Annotated in this window: 22 protein-coding genes; 15 read left to right on the top strand and 7 right to left on the bottom strand. The window is 54.7% G+C overall.

The window, feature by feature from the left end; all coding sequences use genetic code 11:
- Positions 1–388 precede the first annotated feature (388 nt).
- On the top strand, positions 389–2,077 hold the full coding sequence (locus O77CONTIG1_RS06700; RefSeq protein ID WP_068509117.1) for an ATP-binding protein: 1,689 nt from the start codon (positions 389–391) through the stop codon (positions 2,075–2,077).
- Between the two features lie 53 nt (positions 2,078–2,130).
- Here O77CONTIG1_RS06700 and O77CONTIG1_RS06695 read toward each other — a convergent pair whose 3' ends face one another.
- Positions 2,131–2,808: a TetR/AcrR family transcriptional regulator gene (locus O77CONTIG1_RS06695; RefSeq protein ID WP_225894705.1), complete on the bottom strand. Its 678-nt coding sequence runs from the start codon at positions 2,806–2,808 to the stop codon at positions 2,131–2,133.
- Positions 2,809–3,042: 234 nt separating this feature from the next.
- Here O77CONTIG1_RS06695 and O77CONTIG1_RS06690 point away from each other — a divergent pair, with 234 nt between their 5' ends.
- The 7 genes from O77CONTIG1_RS06690 (at position 3,043) to O77CONTIG1_RS24245 (ending at position 7,192) form a co-directional block, all read left to right on the top strand.
- Positions 3,043–3,783: a Coq4 family protein gene (locus tag O77CONTIG1_RS06690; RefSeq protein ID WP_084782289.1), complete on the top strand. Its 741-nt coding sequence runs from the start codon at positions 3,043–3,045 to the stop codon at positions 3,781–3,783.
- A 71-nt stretch (positions 3,784–3,854) separates the two neighbouring features.
- Positions 3,855–4,067: a hypothetical protein gene (locus O77CONTIG1_RS06685; protein WP_068509115.1), complete on the top strand. Its 213-nt coding sequence runs from the start codon at positions 3,855–3,857 to the stop codon at positions 4,065–4,067.
- The gene (locus tag O77CONTIG1_RS24255; protein ID WP_156435002.1) at positions 4,058–4,360 is read left to right on the top strand and encodes a hypothetical protein; all 303 of its coding nucleotides are present in this window, start codon (positions 4,058–4,060) and stop codon (positions 4,358–4,360) included. The genes O77CONTIG1_RS06685 and O77CONTIG1_RS24255 overlap by 10 nt, the downstream gene beginning before the upstream one ends.
- A gap of 67 nt (positions 4,361–4,427) precedes the next feature.
- Positions 4,428–4,628 carry a hypothetical protein gene (locus O77CONTIG1_RS24250; protein ID WP_156435000.1) on the top strand — a complete coding sequence of 67 codons (201 nt, stop codon included), beginning with the start codon at positions 4,428–4,430 and terminating at the stop codon, positions 4,626–4,628.
- A 327-nt stretch (positions 4,629–4,955) separates the two neighbouring features.
- Positions 4,956–6,065: a DUF262 domain-containing protein gene (locus O77CONTIG1_RS06680; protein WP_068509112.1), complete on the top strand. Its 1,110-nt coding sequence runs from the start codon at positions 4,956–4,958 to the stop codon at positions 6,063–6,065.
- Entirely contained in the window at positions 6,062–6,709 is a 648-nt protein-coding gene (locus O77CONTIG1_RS06675; RefSeq protein WP_068509111.1) for an MAE_28990/MAE_18760 family HEPN-like nuclease, read from the top strand. The genes O77CONTIG1_RS06680 and O77CONTIG1_RS06675 overlap by 4 nt, the downstream gene beginning before the upstream one ends.
- Before the next feature lie 201 nt (positions 6,710–6,910).
- Complete coding sequence (locus O77CONTIG1_RS24245) at positions 6,911–7,192, top strand: hypothetical protein (protein ID WP_156434997.1); 282 nt, start codon at positions 6,911–6,913, stop codon at positions 7,190–7,192.
- A gap of 354 nt (positions 7,193–7,546) precedes the next feature.
- Here O77CONTIG1_RS24245 and O77CONTIG1_RS06670 read toward each other — a convergent pair whose 3' ends face one another.
- On the bottom strand, positions 7,547–7,846 hold the full coding sequence (locus tag O77CONTIG1_RS06670) for a hypothetical protein (RefSeq protein WP_225894704.1): 300 nt from the start codon (positions 7,844–7,846) through the stop codon (positions 7,547–7,549).
- 517 nt (positions 7,847–8,363) lie between these two features.
- Here O77CONTIG1_RS06670 and O77CONTIG1_RS06665 point away from each other — a divergent pair.
- On the top strand, positions 8,364–8,543 hold the full coding sequence (locus tag O77CONTIG1_RS06665) for a hypothetical protein (RefSeq protein ID WP_068509109.1): 180 nt from the start codon (positions 8,364–8,366) through the stop codon (positions 8,541–8,543).
- A 174-nt stretch (positions 8,544–8,717) separates the two neighbouring features.
- Here the strand turns inward: O77CONTIG1_RS06665 and O77CONTIG1_RS06660 are convergent, their stop codons facing one another.
- Positions 8,718–9,815, bottom strand: coding sequence for an ArsA family ATPase (locus tag O77CONTIG1_RS06660; RefSeq protein WP_068509106.1), 1,098 nt, complete (start codon positions 9,813–9,815; stop codon positions 8,718–8,720).
- A gap of 8 nt (positions 9,816–9,823) precedes the next feature.
- On the bottom strand, positions 9,824–10,018 hold the full coding sequence (locus O77CONTIG1_RS06655; protein WP_068509104.1) for a DUF2862 domain-containing protein: 195 nt from the start codon (positions 10,016–10,018) through the stop codon (positions 9,824–9,826).
- A 191-nt stretch (positions 10,019–10,209) separates the two neighbouring features.
- Here O77CONTIG1_RS06655 and hisF point away from each other — a divergent pair, with 191 nt between their 5' ends.
- Entirely contained in the window at positions 10,210–10,977 is a 768-nt protein-coding gene (hisF, locus tag O77CONTIG1_RS06650) for an imidazole glycerol phosphate synthase subunit HisF (RefSeq protein ID WP_068509102.1), read from the top strand.
- Between the two features lie 124 nt (positions 10,978–11,101).
- Positions 11,102–11,437, top strand: coding sequence for a hypothetical protein (locus O77CONTIG1_RS27790; RefSeq protein ID WP_197673490.1), 336 nt, complete (start codon positions 11,102–11,104; stop codon positions 11,435–11,437).
- Between the two features lie 19 nt (positions 11,438–11,456).
- Here O77CONTIG1_RS27790 and O77CONTIG1_RS06640 read toward each other — a convergent pair whose 3' ends face one another.
- Positions 11,457–11,834 carry a DUF423 domain-containing protein gene (locus O77CONTIG1_RS06640; RefSeq protein ID WP_068509101.1) on the bottom strand — a complete coding sequence of 126 codons (378 nt, stop codon included), beginning with the start codon at positions 11,832–11,834 and terminating at the stop codon, positions 11,457–11,459.
- Positions 11,835–12,007: 173 nt separating this feature from the next.
- On the opposite strand from O77CONTIG1_RS06640, the gene cysS reads away from it, so the two are divergent.
- On the top strand, positions 12,008–13,480 hold the full coding sequence (gene cysS / locus O77CONTIG1_RS06635) for a cysteine--tRNA ligase (protein WP_068509099.1): 1,473 nt from the start codon (positions 12,008–12,010) through the stop codon (positions 13,478–13,480).
- Between the two features lie 270 nt (positions 13,481–13,750).
- Entirely contained in the window at positions 13,751–14,038 is a 288-nt protein-coding gene (locus O77CONTIG1_RS06630; RefSeq protein WP_068509091.1) for an MSMEG_0570 family nitrogen starvation response protein, read from the top strand.
- A 46-nt stretch (positions 14,039–14,084) separates the two neighbouring features.
- On the opposite strand, the gene O77CONTIG1_RS06625 is transcribed toward O77CONTIG1_RS06630, so the two are convergent.
- Both O77CONTIG1_RS06625 and O77CONTIG1_RS06620 read right to left on the bottom strand, forming a co-directional pair.
- A complete protein-coding gene (locus O77CONTIG1_RS06625) occupies positions 14,085–14,765 on the bottom strand; it encodes a response regulator (protein ID WP_068509089.1) in 681 nt (226 codons plus the stop codon).
- A 20-nt stretch (positions 14,766–14,785) separates the two neighbouring features.
- Positions 14,786–15,880, bottom strand: a complete 1,095-nt coding sequence (locus O77CONTIG1_RS06620; RefSeq protein WP_068509087.1) for a sensor histidine kinase — start codon at positions 15,878–15,880, stop codon at positions 14,786–14,788.
- Between the two features lie 226 nt (positions 15,881–16,106).
- On the opposite strand from O77CONTIG1_RS06620, the gene O77CONTIG1_RS27785 reads away from it, so the two are divergent.
- Complete coding sequence (locus tag O77CONTIG1_RS27785; RefSeq protein WP_286132578.1) at positions 16,107–16,388, top strand: potassium-transporting ATPase subunit KdpA; 282 nt, start codon at positions 16,107–16,109, stop codon at positions 16,386–16,388.
- The gene (gene kdpA / locus O77CONTIG1_RS06615) at positions 16,318–17,796 is read left to right on the top strand and encodes a potassium-transporting ATPase subunit KdpA (protein ID WP_286132577.1); all 1,479 of its coding nucleotides are present in this window, start codon (positions 16,318–16,320) and stop codon (positions 17,794–17,796) included. Before O77CONTIG1_RS27785 ends, kdpA begins: the two co-directional genes overlap by 71 nt.
- Positions 17,797–17,867 lie beyond the last annotated feature (71 nt).

The raw sequence follows: 17,867 nt of genomic DNA, 5'->3' as shown, positions 1-17,867 counted from the left end.
TCGAGCCACTCACCCATTCAAGAAAGATTTGGAAAATCAGAGAAATGTAAATTGATTGAGAATAATCACCAACTGGCTTCTAAAAACTGCGGTGGCTTGCTCCAGATTACACGGTGGATGGAACAGCAGAATCCGTGATTTCCCTGCGATTCGGGGCGATCGCCCGCAGGTTATCTAAATCTACAGGTTAAGTTTTTTGAGTCTTTAAAGAAGTGTACTAGAACGCATGTATCCCCGTAAAATGACTCTAGACCACTTTCCAGACCGCTGATCGAAGCCCCCATCCCAAAACAACCCATCCATCCCCCTATCGCCCCGCTCCCCACCCCTGCCCCTTCCCTTTTCGTTCTTCCCTTTTCGTTCTTCCCTCCTCCCCCTTCCCTCCCCTATGACATTTGCACAACACTGCTTTTCTGCGCTTCAAGCGATTGGGACGGTCAAGGGGCCGGGTGAGGCATCGACGCAATACGTGTTCATCACCGCCGACAATCGCTATGTAAAAGTGGGCGAGTTTGTATTTTACGAGGCGATCGCCGATGAGGGTGCAAGGCTGCAAATTTTGGGCAAGATTTCCGACCGCCGCCTGATCGACCATCTGCCCGACCGCATCTTTGCCGACACCGAAATCAGCCCAGAGGCGATCGCCGCGCTAGTCGGCTTTTCCTACGCCAATCCCGAAATTTACGAAGTCACCGTCGAGGTAATTGGCTATTTTCACAAGGCGCTGGGCTTTATTAACCCGCGCCAAGCCCCCGACCCCGGCGCAAAGGTCTATCTTGCCAGCGATGAATGTTTGCGGCAAGTGCTGAACAAAAAGCAGCTTGGCGACGTGGGCGCGGCGCATTTGGGATCGCTGCTGCTGCGCGAGTCGGGGGCAGTGCCCGTGGTGGTGGATGTAAAAGAACTGGTTAGCACCCACATGGCAATTCTGGCGGGCACGGGGTCGGGCAAGTCTTATCTGGCGGGGGTGCTGGTCGAAGAACTGCTGTCGCCGCAAAACCGGGCCGCGGTGCTGATTTTTGACCCCCACGGGGAATACAGCACCCTGGCGGAAATGCAGGGCCATGCGACCTTTGCAGGCGAAGACGGCTATGCGCCCAAGGTGCGGGTGTTGACCCCGGATGATGTGCGGATTCGGGTGTCATCGCTGGATTATTACGACGTGCTGGCGCTGCTGCCGGAGATGAGCGATCGCCAGCAGGCGATTCTCAGCAAGGCGTTTTCGCTGCTGCACAGCCACCGCAAGGGCGACTATCGCTGGACGATCAACGACCTCTATGCCGCCGTGGAACAGGCCGACACCGCCACCGACGAAGACGGCAACACCAAAATCGGCAGCTCCGCCGGGGCGCTGCAATGGAAGCTGGAAAAACTGGCGCGATCGCCCTATTTCCATACCTACGAGCATCTGTCGCCCCGCGACCTGTTCCAACCGGGCCAAGTGACCGTGCTACAAATGAACGAAATCAGCCAGGAAGAACAGCAGGTGATTTGCGCCGCCGTGCTGCGGCAGGCCAACCACGCCCGCATGAACACTCAAAAAGGCAACCTCACGCCCGATGACGAAAATTATCTGCCCTACCCGGTTTTCATCCTGCTGGAAGAGGCGCACCGCTTTGCCCCGGCCCACGACCCCTCCCGCTGCAAAACCATTTTGCGGACGATCCTCAGCGAGGGGCGCAAGTTTGGATTGGGGGTGGGGCTGATTACGCAGCGGCCAGGCAAGCTGGATTCCGATGTGCTGTCGCAGTGCATGAGCCAGTTCATTATGCGGATTGTCAACCCGGTGGATCAGGACAGCCTGAAATATGGCGTGGAGGCGGCGGGGCGCGACCTGCTGAAGGAATTGCCCGCCCTGACGAAGGGCCAGGTGATCGTGTCGGGAGCCTGCGTCAATACGCCCGTGCTGTGTCGTGTGCGATCGCGCCACACGACGCACGGCGGCGAAACCCTAGACGCACCCGCCCTCTGGCAGCAGCACTTCCAGGCTCACCAGATCCGCGCCCGCGAAATCGAGCAAGCGCCACTGGCCGCCCGCCCCCGCCCCAAGACCGCGCGCGGCGTGAGTATTGATTAGCGTTGATTCGGGGGAAGTGGGCGATTTCTTTGGAATGTTGCGCTAACGCCCGCTTATCCTGCTTCGCCAATCGTTTCGCCCAAATAGCTGGCGAGATAGTGGGTCATCAGGCGCTTGGTTTCAGCAATCAGGCGAGTGCGAAAGGGTGCATCGGCCTTGAGCGAGAGCCACAGCAAATTGCCGACGGACTCTACCACCACCAGGGCGATTGCCCGCCGCTGTGCTGCATCCAGCCCTGGCCGTAGCCGCCCCAAAAAGTCTGCTAGGTCATCTACAATGCGGGCCTCGTAGGTGTCCATTTCGGCGATCGCCCCCGCCGTCATCAGCCCCAGCACCTGCTCAAACACAGCTCGATAGCCTGGCTGGTGAGTCATGAAATGGTCGAACGCTTCCACCACGCGATCGACATAATCCGCCAGGGGCATGGGTTCTGACACGGCAGCATGGAGGCTGGCAAAGAGTTCGTATTCTTGCTGCATGTAGCGATCGGCCAGTGCCTTCAAAATCGCCGCTTTGTCGGGAAAGAACTGATAGAGCGACCCGACCGGAACCTGGGCACGAGTGGCGATCGCCCTGGTGGTGGTTTGTTCATAGCCCTGCTCGATAAACAGCGCCTCAGCCGCGTTCAAAATTTGGCTGACCCGCTCCTGGCTGCGGGCCTGCTTGGGCTGGCGGCGCATGATGCCAGACGGGATATCTGGCAGGGGCACATCGGACGGGAGGGCAGTCATCGCAAGACCAAAAGAGACGACAGTGGAGCAGCGCTTGAGAAACGCTCCTTCAAAATCTTAGGGGACAACGGCTTGACAAAACATGAACATCATTCGTATTTTATAAACATGAACACTGCTCACTTTTTGCTGCTCACTTTTTTTTGAAGCAGCGTCAATCCTGACTTTGCAATCTCGACCTTGCGATCCTGACCTCTCCACATTGACCTTATTGACCTTTTCCAGGAGTTTTTTATGAAACCGCTGACCTCTGCGTATCCATCGATCACCGAGACCCGCCAATCTCTGGCAACCAGCCCTTTTCCGTCCAGCGAGCGCGATCGCAATGTCCAGTTTTTGACGATGCTCAAGGCTTTCTTTTCGCTGCTGGCGGCCGATGCCGATGCTGACCTGACAGCCGTGGACGAACTGAGCCTGTCGCTAGTCGATAGCGATGCCTATCGGCTGGCCGTGGCTGAGATGCAGCGCGATCCAGACGTTGCCGCGCTCATCCACGAGCGCTACCAGCCGCCCGCCCACGACCTCGATCGTTTGATTACTGATCCAATCGGCTCTCTGGGGCAAGTTTACGCAGCGATGCTGCAAGACAGCGGTTTCGAGCGTATTGAGATGCCGCTGGATCTGACCACCGACACCGCCTATGTGGAATATCGCTGGCAGCAGACCCACGACCTCTGGCACGTTGTCACAGGCTTTGGCACAGATGAAATTAGCGAAATTGGGCTGCAAGCTTTCTATTTGGCACAGTTTCGGCTGCCGCTGGCGGGAATGCTGGTCGCCAATGCGCTCATCGGCACGACGCTGCTGACCCCCGAAGCCATGCCTGACCTACTGCGGGCGATCGCTCTCGGCTGGGAACTGGGAGAGCAGGCAAAGCCCCTCTTTGCACAGCGCTGGGAGGAGGCATGGGAAAAGCCCGTGCGCCAGTGGCGGGCAGAGTTGGGGCTGCCGCTGGAGGGCGTGTTGGGGCGATGAAGATAGACAATGAGCCAGGTTTTGGGCAGGGTTTCAAGCCTGGGGAGACCACTATGAATATGAAATCGAATATGAAATCTTCCTCGTGCTGTCTTTGGCTATGGATGCTTCGGAGTAGCTATCCCTGGGGCGGGCTATTGTTGCAACTGATCCGGCTGCTGTGGATTGGCAACGAGCGGCGATCGCGCGAACGACTGCGCCTGTGGCGGCTCTGGCTGCGGATTGATTTTGCAAACCTGCTGGCGATCGCCATCGACCTGATGCAGCCTGAGTTTTGGGTATAGCCTTACTGCTCACATACGCGGACTCTAGGAGGGGCGATCGCCCTTCATCTCCCAACACCAACACCTCTGGGCGATCGCCCTCATCTGGCAGCACCCAAACCTTTCGGCGATCGCCCCCCGGATACCTTTTGGGGCGTTGCACACTGACCGAAGTCTGTCGCTACTCAACCTCTGCGGCTAACCCGAAAGCTGTTGGGAGTGTGCGGCTTGACCCGGATCTCGAAGAACCGAGCCTCTGCAAGTGGGGGGCGAATCGCCTACCCACCGACAAGCTGACAGAACCAGAACGCTGAGGGCTAACGGTGTAGCTCAACGGCGGTCTATCGCTCTCGGTCTCAACCAGCATCTCTGTTCCGTCCGTTGCAGCGAGGTGTTAGCCTTCGCGATCGCCCTTCATCTCCCAACACCAACACCTCTGGGCGATCGCCCTTCATCTCTCAGCACCCACGCCTTTCGGCGATCGCCCCCCGACACCGCTCGGAACCTCAAACGGCTGACCCAAACCTATCACCGCTCAACGTTGGCATCTTACCCGAACGCTGTTGGGAGTGTTCGGGTTGACCGAGTTCTTGAAGAACTGCACCTTCGCAATTGGGGGCGAATCGCCCACTCACCCGCAAGCTGACTGAACCAGAACGCTGAGGGCTAACGGTGAAGTTGTGCGGCGGCAGACAAACTCGAACTCCCACAGAAAACCTTCGTTCCGTCCGCACCAACGTATTGTTCGACTGCTGGCTCCACGATTCGAGGTAGTCTATACCAATCCAGGTGGGATTGCCTTCTGATATTAGGATATTTGCGCGACCGTGCTAAAAATCTTCTACAATGAAAGCCAACCGCTGATTCATTTTAACTCCAAAGATCTGGCAAAGGTAAGAGGATATCTAGATGACCTTACAAGATGAGATTGACTTAAGAAGTACCGAGGTCAAGTCTGATAGCTACTCGATGTCAATTGGTGAGTTGACTAACCTCTACCAAGATGAAGAAATAGATATACATCCAGAGTTTCAGCGTTTTTACCGCTGGTCTCCTTTACAAAAAACCAAGTTAATAGAATCCATCCTTTTAGGGATTCCCCTTCCGCCTATCTTTGTATCTCAGAGGAAAGATGGGGTTTGGGATGTTGTAGATGGACTACAGCGATTATCCACTATTTTTCAGTTCATGGGCATTCTTCTTGATGAAGACAAGAAAAAAGTTGAGCCTCTAACTCTGGAGGAAACAAAGTACCTGCCTTCTCTCAGAGAAAAGAAATGGGATAACCCTGAAGATCCGGAGAATGCTTTCACTGCAGCTCAGAAGCTCTTCATCAAGCGTTCCAAACTAGATGTCAAAATCATATTGAAAGAAAGTGATGAAAAAAGTAAATATGAATTGTTTCAGAGATTGAATACCGGAGGTTCACCACTTTCGGATCAGGAATTGAGAAATTGCATTCTAATCATGGAAAATCGTAGAATGTTTTCCTGGTTATCTGAACTATCCAAAGATGAAGGATTTGAGCAATGTATTGTTTTGACAGATCGTGCAAAAGAAGAACAATACGATATGGATCTTGCACTTCGATTTGTGGTCTTTAGAACGCTTGATGCTGAAGAAGTCAAGAAAGCAAAAGACATTAATGAGTTTGTGACCGATAAAATGTTGGAGATTGCAAGGAATCCTAATTTCAACTTTGATCAGGAAGCCAAGGCATTTAAAATTACTTTCACTATCTTAAATGAAACTATAGGGGCAGACTGCTTCCATAGATATGACATTCAAAAACAAAGATTTCTAGGCGGATTTTTACTGTCCGCGTTTGAAGCAGTTGCCCTTGGTGTTGGATATAACTATGAAGCCATTCTAGATACTAAAGGGAGTTTTGACATTTTAGAACGGATTAAAAAGTTATGGGGAAACAAAGACTTCCTGAAAAGAATTGGTTCTGGAAAAACAGCTAGTTTGCGGATGCCAAGAATAGTTCCTCTGGGAAGGGATTTATTCAAACCATGACTAAGATTCGGACTGTATCTCAGCTAAGCGATCAGCTTTCTGAAGAAATTGCATGGCGAAAAAAAGAGTTAATATACATCAAAACTTTAATTGAGAAAAATAGATATCGAACTGTTCAATCCACCTTGCTTAGGAGCGGTACTGCAATTCTGTACGCGCACTGGGAAGGCTTTGTTAAAAATGCGGCAACATCTTATGTAGAATTTGTTTCTAGACAAAATTTAAAACACTCAGAATTAGCACCTAACTTCTTAGCTTTAGCTGTTAAAAAACAACTTAACGAAGCTCAAAGCAGTTACAGAGCCGTTATATTTACCAAAGTTGTAGATTTTCTAATAACAGGGTTGGAATCTAAGTGCTTAATCCAGTGGGATGATGCAATTAAGACACAATCAAATCTTAATTCTGAAGTCTTAAAAGATATCATATGTATTTTGGGGCTAGACTACTCTCTCTACGAAACAAAAGAAAAAATTATTGATGAGACATTGCTTCGCTCTAGAAACGAAATTGCGCATGGACAGTATCTACTAATTGAGTTCGATCAGTATATGGAATTGCACCATGAAATTATATCGCTGATGGATTTGTTCAGAGATCAAATAGAGAATGCAGCTATATCAAAAACCTACCTTTGTACGTAGGACTCAGTGATTGCTTCAATATTAAGCACATTATTCATCACTATGCAATGCAACTACTGAGAAAATTCGTACAACCTCAACACTGGGTACTCACAGATATGCTTAAAGTTGCTGTCTCACCGAAAACATGAAGCAGTCGAACGGTGAAGCTCAACGGCGGTCAGTGGCTCTTGGTCTCAACCAGCATCTCTGCTCCGTCCGTTGCAGCGAGGTGTTAGCCTTCGCGATCGCCCTTCATCTCCCAACACCAACACCTCTGGGCGATCGCCCGTTTCTCTCAGCACCCAAACCTTTCGGCGATCGCCCCCCGGATACCTTTTGGGGCGTTGCACACTGACCGAAGTCTGTCGCTACTCAACCTCTGCGGCTAACCCGAAAGCTGTTGGGAGTGTGCGGCTTGACCCGGATCTCGAAGAACCGAGCCTCTGCAAGTGGGGGGCGAATCGCCTACCCACCGACAAGCTGACAGAACCAGAACGCTGAGGGCTAACTAGTAATTAGACTGATCCCGTCTGCCTATCTACCCCGCAGAGGGCAATTAGGCTGAAATCCGTCTGTCTAAGATCCCAAATTGGGTAGATAGGCTGATTGAGATCTGTCTAAGATCCCAAATTGGGTAGATAGGCAGACGATAATCCGCATAATATCCCTGATTCTGGGAATTAGGCAGATGGCTTTACAAAGGCTTCAGATAAGTGGGGCTGATGAATAGGCGCGATGCAGCGTTAGGTGCAGTTGCCCTGTTTGAAATTTTTGATTGGGGAGTTTGGATTTTGGATTGGGAGGTTGACCGGCCAAAATCCAAAATCCAAAACCCAAAATCGCCCTTATCTGTTCTTACTCATTCGCGCCAGAGTTGCTCCGGACTTCACGGTGCAGGCAGCGCAGCACTTCGCCGGGTTGCTCGGCGTTGAGGACGATGCCGTTGGGCGGAAATTCGAGGGCGTGCGTCCACTCGAAGCGTTCGGCGTAGCGGAGCAGGTGCAGCCGGTCGATCGCCAGTTGCGCGTCTTCGGGCAGGCCGATGATGTAGTGGCGCAGGCGGCGACGGCGCGGCAGTTCGCAGGTGAGCGGGGGCAGCGAAAACTGGGTCGCCTCCGAGCGTGGGGACGACCAGGTGTATTGAATTGTCAGCATTTGGGGTTTCCTCCAGGAAACGAGTGGGGTAGGAAACCCCGAAATGTTGGCCGCCCCCGGAGGTGAAGCGCTGGGACAGGGCGGCCTACAATGGACGCAGCCCTGAGACAGGCGGTGACTGTCGAGGGGTCAGGCGTTGGTGGGTGCTGCGAACACCTGCCAGCGCCGTGAGTGACTAAACGACCAAAATTTCGGGGGAAAGGTAAGCCGCGCTGACTTGGGGTCATTCACAGCTTGATGGACGATTGTACTGGATGCGATCGCCCCCGTCAATTGCCCTGCGCCAGGAGTCACGGCCCTCAGCGATATTTGCAGTAGCGGCGGCCATCGGAGCTTGCTACAGCATTTTTGAAGCTAGTGAGGCACACGGATGGTCAATAAGCCCTTGCCTCGTGAGGGCAGCGTGTGCCTCACCCCGCAAGAAAATGCTGTATCATCGAGCCGGATTGCATTTTCCAGAGCCGATTTTTTCGGGGCCATCTCATGGTAATTTCAACATTGCGAACGGCAACCCCAGATGCAGGGCGAACCACGGCTGGGGGCGATCGCCCAAATGCTGATTAGCAACAACGTTCACTTTGAAAACAACTGCGCCATTTTGAGCATCAATGGCTACCCCCAGCCGATTTTTGACACCGTCATGAAAATGCTGCGGCGCAATCCAGGCTTGACGGTGTTTGCCTTCCAGGATTGCTAATCCGCGTTCTAAACCGCAGCATCGCCAAAGGGCAGCTTGTGGAGGCAGAAGGAAGTACTGACCTGGTATTCGTCAGCAGTGATTACGACTCCTCTTTCTACGCAGCCGAAAGTTTCGGTTGATCAACCCAACTATCCAGAAAACGACTCAGAGCGCAGCACTTTAGAGCCAACCCTAAAACGAAATAATCAAAAAGCTGTCCTGAAACTTTGCGCCCGTGACCTGGCGGCCGCTGAGTTCGGGCGGCAAGGAAATGTTGCGGCGCTGGTCGCCTGCTTCGACGGTGACTTCGGGGCCAGACTGGATAAGTTTGACCTGGGTTTTGTCGAAGCCGGGGAGGAAGAGGGCGACTTTGCGCTCGGCAATATTCACGGCGATCGCCCTGGGAGCCTGGGCTGCCTGGGTAAAGTCGGGCAGGGCTTCGATCAGCGGCTGCCAGTCTTGACCGGGATAGTTGGGCAGGGCGGTGATAGAGAGCGGCGCAAACTCTAGGGCGATCGCGCTGCTGTCGGTAGACTGGTTGAGAATTACGCCGCCCACGGTCAGCCCGACCTGCTGGGCGCTGCCCCAGAGATATTTGGCGGTGGCGATCGCCGCTGTGTCTTGTGTCGTGACAAGATAGGCGGCGACGCGGCTGGGATCATTAACCGCCGCTTTGCCCTGCTCCATCAGGTTGCTGCTCTGCTGCATGGCGGGCTGGTCAAACACATCGCCCGACCAGTTCACATTTAGCACCGCAGCGGCGACGGGCTGCACAAAGGGCGACACCGCTTTCCACAGGTCAGACTCTGCCACCACCTTGCGGAAACGGCGGAAATACCAGGTGGCGATTTCCGGCATTCCCAGCATCCGCAGCGTGGACAGATCCCCCGCGCCATCGTAAACAATCACATCGTATTTGCCGCTGCCGTCAAATTCGCGCAGGGCATTTAGCGCCAGCGCTCCGTCCATACCAGGCAAAATACCCAATTCCTGACCGTAGACGGCTTTTAGAATGGGCGTGCGGAGATATTGCGCTTCCTGGCGCTTGAGTTCTTCCCAACTGGCCTCCATCAGCGCCGTAGATTGCAGATGGACGGCGCTCAGGTTCGCGCCGATGTCCTGCGGGGTTGCGCCGACGGACGCGCCCAGCAGCAAACCAAAGGCGGGGCCAGGGTCTTGTCCCACCAGCAGCGTCCGCTTGCCTTGCAACGCAAATCGCTTTGCAGCGGCGATCGCCACGGTGGTGCGTCCGGTTCCGCCTTTGCCCAAAAACGTCAGGATGAAACTCATGCGTCTCCCTAAGAAACGACCTCTAGCTCGTCTTCAAAAAACCAGGTAGCAAACTGGTCGTCGAACTTGACCACAACCCCCACCCCGCTGCCATCTGTCATTTTGAAATCTTGAACCTCGCCCACTTGCCCCAGGTGCTTCACAACGGCTTGACCCGTGCGATCGCGCAACCGACGAACCCGAACCTTTTGACCAATTTGCATCTCGACACTCAACGATCGGCAAACAATTAGCCAGTGTATCAGTCTATTGCGCTGTATTGCGCCCCATTTAAGCGATATTGTGGTGACTTGGTGGCGCTTTTTCTCAGGCCAGTGTAGGGCTGAAGTCTGGGCAGAGAAATTTCGTTGAATGTTTGCTGAATTTTCGTTGAATCTTCTATTGGGCGATCGCAATGCTGGCAAAACGAATCTTGCCTTGCCTGGATGTGAAGGCGGGGCGCGTGGTGAAAGGCGTGAACTTTGTCAATCTGCGGGATGCGGGCGACCCCGTGGAACTGGCGCAGGTTTATAACGATGCGGGGGCGGATGAGCTGGTGTTTTTGGACATTACCGCCACCCACGAAGACCGAAACATTATTTACGACGTGGTGTATCGCACGGCGGAGCAAGTGTTCATTCCGCTGACGGTGGGCGGCGGCATTAGCTCCCTAGACACCATCAAGCAACTGTTGCGGGCGGGGGCCGATAAGGTGAGTATCAATTCCTCAGCCGTGCGCGACCCAGATTTTGTGAACCGGGCGAGCGATCGCTTTGGGAATCAGTGCATTGTGGTGGCGATCGATGCACGGCGGCGGGCTGACCCCGAAAATCCGGGCTGGGATGTGTACGTGCGCGGCGGGCGCGAGAATACGGGACTGGATGCGCTGAGCTGGGCCCAGGAGGTGGAGCAGCGCGGCGCGGGGGAACTGCTGGTGACCAGCATGGACGCAGACGGCACGCAGGCGGGCTATGACTTGGCGCTGACGCGGGCGATCGCCGAGCAGGTGCAGATTCCGGTGATTGCGTCTGGCGGCGCGGGCACCTGCGCCCACATTCACGAAGCGCTGACGGAGGGCAGGGCCGAAGCGGCGCTGCTGGCATCGCTGCTGCACTATGGCCAGCTCACCGTCGCAGAGATCAAGCAGTATTTGCGGGAGAACCAGGTGACCGTCAGGGGGTAATCGAATCGGCGCGTTCTGTACAACTCGATACCAATCATTCCAAATCTCTAGATTGCCTTTAGAGACACTTTTCTGAGGAACTGTTACAATGTGAAATATTACAAAACGTTACATTCCTATAAGAATGATCTTTATCCTGTTCATCGTCGTAGCGCTGGTGGCATGGGCACTGCACCTCATGCAGGAAGCGCTTGACCGTAAAGAGTTTTCGCTGATGCTGGCGGGCTTTTTGGTGTCGATGGCAGCAGCGGCGCTGGTCGCGGTGTATTTTTTGGTGGGCCACTTCGTGGGCTACATGGATCAGATGTCGCAGCGGGCGGAGTTGACAGAACAGTATTACGAAACGGCTGAGTTTGTGTTTCCTAGCAAGCTAATCGTAGAGGAACCCATCCTGAATTATGCTGGCATGACAGATGCGGCCCGACGCTTCGAGGGCGCGATTTCTGCGGTTCACCCCTAGGGCGCGTTTTGATTGGACGCTATTTGAGATTGAAGGCGGCGATCGCCAGGCAACCCCATCCCACCATCAGCGCAGTGCCGCCAATTGGCGCAACGGCTCCCAGCACTTTCACCCCGCTGAGGCTGAGTCCATACAGGCTGCCAGAAAAGATCACCGTCCCCGCGATAAATGCCCAGCCTGAGGCAGTGAGCCAGCCCTGACCGGACTCGGCCCGCAGCAGCAAAAAGCCGACGAGCAGCAGCGCCAGCGCGTGATACATCTGATAGCGCGTTCCCGTTTCAAAAATTTCCAACATGCGATCGCTCAGCTTGGGTCGCAGCGCGTGGGAGCCGAAGGCCCCAGCGGCGACGGACAGCCCACCAAGAACGGAGGCGATCGCCAGAAAGATTTGGCTCATTGACATGGGCTAAAACACTTGGCTAGAAACCTAATTGCATACTCTATTGCACCGTAGCAGGTTCTCAGGGTTTGGCTCAAGCGCATAGGTTTTATCCCTGCGGCTGTTTTCTACGGCACGGCTCTATCTGCAATACAATTTGATGGTTGAGATGTCCTGCGATCAAGCCTTCCATGCCTCTCCGTTTATTTAACACCCTGACGCGACGTGTCGAGCCGTTCGAGCCGCTGGAACCGGGCGTGGTTAAGATGTATGCCTGCGGCGTGACGGTATACGACTATTCGCATGTGGGTCATGCGCGGAACTATATTGCCTGGGACACGCTGCGGCGCTATCTGCTGTGGCGCGGCTATGCGGTGAAATATGTGCAAAATTTCACCGACATTGATGACAAGATTATCCGGCGATCGCACCAGGAAAATGTTCCCTGGAACGTGATTACCGAAACCTACATCCAGGCCTATCTGGACGACATGGATCGGCTGAATATTCGTCGCGCTGACGTGTATCCCAAGGCAACGGAAGTCGTGCCGCAAATCGTGCAGTTCATCCAGACGTTGATCGACCGGGGCTATGCCTACGAGTCGGGCGGCGACGTGTATTACGCGGTGGAGAAGTTTCCCAGTTATGGCAAGCTGTCTGGCCGCAAGCTAGACCAGATGGAAGCCGGAGCCAGCGGCCGGGTAGATGAAGAGTCGGTGAAAAAGCACCATCCCCTGGATTTTGCGCTATGGAAGGCGGCAAAGCCCGGTGAGCCGGAGTGGGACTCGCCCTGGGGCAAGGGACGACCCGGCTGGCATATCGAATGCTCGGTGATGGTGCGCGAGGAACTGGGCGACAGCATCGACATCCACACGGGCGGGCAAGACCTGATCTTTCCGCACCATGAAAACGAAATCGCCCAGTCGGAGGCGGCGCTGGCGAAGCCGCTGTCGCGCTTTTGGCTGCACAACGGCTTTGTGAATATTAGCGGCGAAAAAATGTCGAAGTCGCTGGGCAATTTCACCACGATTCGCCAGATGTTGGAGAGCGGCTTTGACCCAATGGTGCTGCGGCTGTTTGTGCTGCAAGCGCAGTATCGCAAGCCGATTGACTTTACCGAAGAGGCGATCGCCTCTGCTCAAAATGCCTGGGACACGCTGACGGAAGGGCTGCGGTTTGGCTATAAGCACGGTGCAGCGCTGGGCTTTGCGGCTGAGAATGGTGCAGCGCTTGACGATCCAGCGACGCTCAACATTTCTGCTGAAAGTGACGCAGTGCAACGCTTTCAGGCGGCAATGGACGACGACCTGAATACGCCTGTGGCGCTGTCGGTGCTGTTTGAACTGGCCAAAGAGTTGCAAAAAGAGGGCAACCGCCTCACCCACGACGGCAAAACCCTGGCAGACCCGGCTGCGCTGCAAGCCCAGTGGCAAACGTTGGTGGCGCTGGCAGAGGTGCTGGGGCTGGCCGTTTCGCCAGACGCAGCACCAGCACCCGATGGACTCAGTGATGCAGAAATCGAAGCGCTGGTGCAGCAGCGGGCTGAGGCAAAGCGGGCTAAAAACTGGGCCGAGGGCGATCGCATTCGAGACGAGCTAAACGCCCTGGGCATCACGCTCATCGACAAACCTGGCGGCGTAACGGAGTGGATTCGGGGGAACTGAAGCCAATCCTGTCGGAGGGATTCGCGCCAGCGCAATGCATCAAAGTCCTGCGGAGTGGTGCATCACAGCCGGGCCCGACAGCACCTCACAATGCTAGGGAGGTCATTCACGCCCTGAACCTTGTGATACAGATAGAGCTGGGTGAATGCGATATGTGTATGACAAGACTGCTACTAGATGCCCATCTGGCTTGCTCGTTCGGCAGCTTCAGTCCAGCCTTTAGATCTCTAATTTTTAGATCTCTAATTTTCCGCCCCTGACTTTCTTCAAATGCCTGAGCTTCGCTTTCAAATCGAGTGGCCAGACGGCTCCCAGGAGCTTTGCTATTCGCCGTCGCTGGTCATTAAGGACTACTTTACCCCAGATCAGGTTTATCCTTTGGCAGACTTTTTGGAGCGATCGCGCACCGCGTTGCACATTGCCAGCGATCGCGTCCAGGCCAAATATGGAATGCCCTGTAGCCTTGCCCTGGGGCAGCTTTCCAAAATTGAGCAAAAGGCGACGCAGTATGCCGAACTTCCAGAACCCCAGGTCAAGGTGCTGAGGTTTGTAGAGTAACGGAACCAAAGAGTAACGGAACCCAACTTGTACCCGCGACTTTGCCTCAGACCAGGTGTTGTTGAATCGCGGCTAATACGGCTTGAGTGCGATCGCGCACGTCCAGCTTTTGCAGGATGGAATGAACATGCACGCGCACGGTTCCAGGTGTGATATGAAGCGCAGCGGCGATTTCCTGGTTATTTTTGCCGCTAGACATAAGCGTGAGAATCTCTAATTCGCGCTGGGTCAGTGAAGCTGCCAATAGCTGAGTTGGATTGGAAGCGGGCACAGACGGCACAGCAGCAGGAGGCGTGGCGCGGTGATCGAGCGCAGTGCGAATTTCCTCTGTCGCAGCGGCATCCCACCAAGATGCACCCGCCGCCACCGAGCGCAGAGCCAGCACTAGCGTTTCGGCTCCAATGCCTTTGAGACAATAGCCCTGTGCGCCCGCTTCGATGATTTGCGGAATCAGAGTTTTTTGAGATTGGGAAGTCAGCACCAGGATGGGCAGGGTTGGGGCAACTTGCTTGAGCTGGCGGCAGGTTTCCAGTCCGCCGATGCCGGGTAGTCCGATATCCAGCAGCACCACATCGGGCAACTGGCGCGAGACCAGGGCGATCGCCGTTTCGCCATCCTCTGCCTCTGCCACGATTTCGATGCCCGCCTCTTGCTGCATCCGAACCTGCAACCCTAAGCGAAACAGCTCATCGTCTTCTACGAGCAAGAGACGTAGCGGCTTGGTCATACTCGGTTATGTATACTCGGTTATGATATTGCAGCAGGCATTGGGTAGGCGGGCAGCCGAAAGGCAAACAGAGCGCCTGTAGGGTTAAGGTTCTCTGCCCAAATTGTACCGCCGTGCGCGGTGATGATCTGGCGAGAGAGGTAAAGTCCCAGCCCAGCACCCTTAGATTGGCGATCGCTCTGTCCCTGAAAGAACCGCTCAAACAAATGGGGCAACTCCTCCAGGCGCAGCCCTGCGCCACTGTCCAGGACTTTGATTACATGAGAGTCGGACTGAGATTCCAGCAAGATTTCCACGCGATCGCCCCGGCGAGAATGGTTCACCGCATTGCTCAGCAGGTTTGTCAGCACACGCTGTAGCTGAAAGGCATCGCCATTCACCCAGAGCGATCGCCGAAAATCGGACTCGCTGTGGCGAATCGCCAGATAGACCTGGCGGCTGGCGGCTAGTCCGCTGAGTTCGCCTGCCACCATTTCGGTCAGTGCGGTCAGATCCACCGGAGCCAGTTGCAGCGACAAGCCTTCTGCGTCGTTGCGATAGATATCCAGTAGCGTTTCCACCAGTCTAAGGCTGGTTTGGTGGCTCCGCTTCATCGTAGATAAAATCTTTTGCTGCGCGGGCGACACCGGGCCGAAATATTCTTGCTCTAGCCCGCTGAGGGTTTCGATCGCCCCTAGCAGCGGCGTTCTCAGGTCGTGCGTCAGCGTGGCGGCCAGGTCTTCTCGCAGTTTCGCAAGCTGCGCCTGCGCCTGAAACTGGGCCTGCTGTCGGGCGATCGCCTCTTCACTCCGCCGAATGCGATCACTGAGCCAGCCCGTGATTCCCAGCGCCAGCGTTGCAATCATACGATTCAGAAAAATCGTGAGCGACCAGGGCTGTTCATGGGGAATCCACACATTTGAAAGGGTTAGCGCGATCGCCGTAGCCGTCACCCAGCCCAGTTCTCGACGGCTGAGGCGGGCGCTAGCCAGCAAAATCCCGCCAATGTAGAAATAGCCAAAGACAAACTCTGGCGGCGTAATGTACTCCAGCACCAGGGCGATCGCAAATAGCCCAATGATTAAGCCCCGAATCGACAAATCCCGGTCACGCTGTGCGATATCTGACTTTGGCATTCACCACAATCTCATTCTGAATCTTTCCTATTTTGCCTTGCCTGTTCCAAAGCACGCAGGCGTTCTCTATCTCGGCTATATCATGAGGTATAGATCCGTCTAAACAGTTTGTAACTCTGCTGCAACTTCCAAACAGAAACTTATACCGCCTGTGGAATGGTTTGAGACCAGGTTTCGTCACACACTAAGATAAGCCGAAGTCACGCTTCAAGGAATAGGCGAGTTCATGTTACAAGGTGTTTTTCAAATCGCGCTAACCCTCGCCCTGATGGTGGCGATCGCCCCGTTCTTTGGGGCCTATATGGCGCGGGTGTATACCTACCATCCGTCACGGCTCGACCCGGTAATGCATCCTGTTGAGAACCTCGTTTATCGGCTCAGCGGCCTCCGCAAGCGAGCAGACATGACGGGGCTGGCAATATGCCCCGCGCAGTGCTGTGGAGCAAATCTGGCAATGGGGCATCTGGGTGTTTTTGATTTTGATGCTGCAAGGGGCACTGCCGCTTAATCCAACAGGACTGGGCGCACCCCCCTGGGATCTGGCGCTGCACACGGCGATTTCCTTCGTCACCAATACCAACCAGCAGCATTACTCTGGCGAAACCACCTTCAGCTACGCCAGCCAGGTTTGGGCGCTGGGATTTCTCATGTTTACCTCGGCGGCGACAGGGCTGGCGGTGGCGATCGCCTTCATTCGCGGGCTAACCGGGCGGCCCCTGGGCAATTTCTATGCAGACTTGATCCGGTCGATTACTCGCATCTTGTTACCCATTTCTGTGGTCGGCGGGCTGCTGCTCTTGCTGGCTGGGGTTCCAGAAACGCTGGCAGGCCCGGCAGTGGTCACAACGCTGGACGGGGCGCAGCAGGCGATCGCCCGCGGCCCCGTGGCTCACTTTGAAGCCATCAAAGAGCTAGGCGAAAATGGCGGCGGCTTCTTTGGCATCAACTCTGCCCATCCGTTTGAAAACCCCAACGGGTTTACGAACTTGCTAGAAATGCTCTTGATGATGAGCATTCCCACTGCTCTTATCTTCACTTATGGAGCCTTTGCCCACAACCTCAAACAGGCATGGCTCATTTTCTGGATGGTGTTTGCCATTTTCGTCGGGTTAATTATCCTGACTGCGGTCGGCGAATATCACGGCAATCCAGCCGTCAATGGGATACTTGGCAGCGTCGCCCCAAATCTGGAAGGTAAGGAAGTGCGCTTTGGTTGGGCACAAACTGCGCTCTGGGCAGTTATGACCACAGGCACCATGTGCGGTGCAGTGAACGGAATGCACGATTCACTAATGCCTGCGGGCGGCTTTTCTACATTGTTCAACATGTTCCTGCAAATTGTCTGGGGCGGACAGGGAACAGGAACCGCCTATCTGTTTGTTTACCTGATCCTGGCTGTGTTCCTCACCGGGTTAATGGTGGGACGCACGCCAGAATTTCTGGGACGCAAAATCGAGAAGCAAGAGATTGTGCTTGCCAGCGTCATTTTACTAGTGCATCCCTTTGCCATTTTGCTTCCCGCAGCCATCACGCTAGCGTTCCCAGACACACTCTCTGGCATTAGCAACTCTGGGTTTCACGGCGTGTCTCAGGTGATCTACGAGTATGCCTCAGCGGCTGCAAATAATGGGTCTGGCTTTGAGGGACTGGGCGACAACACATTGTGGTGGAACCTGAGCGCCAGCATCAGTTTGCTGCTGGGTCGCTACGTGCCGATTGTGTCACTGTTGCTGCTGGCAGATGGGCTTTCTCGCAAACAAACCGTTCCCGAAACCGCAGGCACGCTGCGAACCGATACCGTTCTCTTTACTAGCGTCACTGCGGGCGTGATCCTGATTCTTGGCGCACTGACTTTCTTTCCTGTCTTAGCGCTGGGGCCAGTCGCAGAAGCTTTTCAGATTGCATCAGGCGCATAGTAATTCAACCTAACCCCTAACCCCTACTACATGGCATTCTCTACAAAGCTTCGAGAACAGCGGAAGCACAC

Origin of the sequence: Leptolyngbya sp. O-77 (assembly GCF_001548395.1) — a bacterium.
Classification (GTDB): Bacteria; Cyanobacteriota; Cyanobacteriia; order Elainellales; family Elainellaceae; genus Thermoleptolyngbya.
This window is presented reverse-complemented; position numbering and strand designations above follow the sequence as displayed.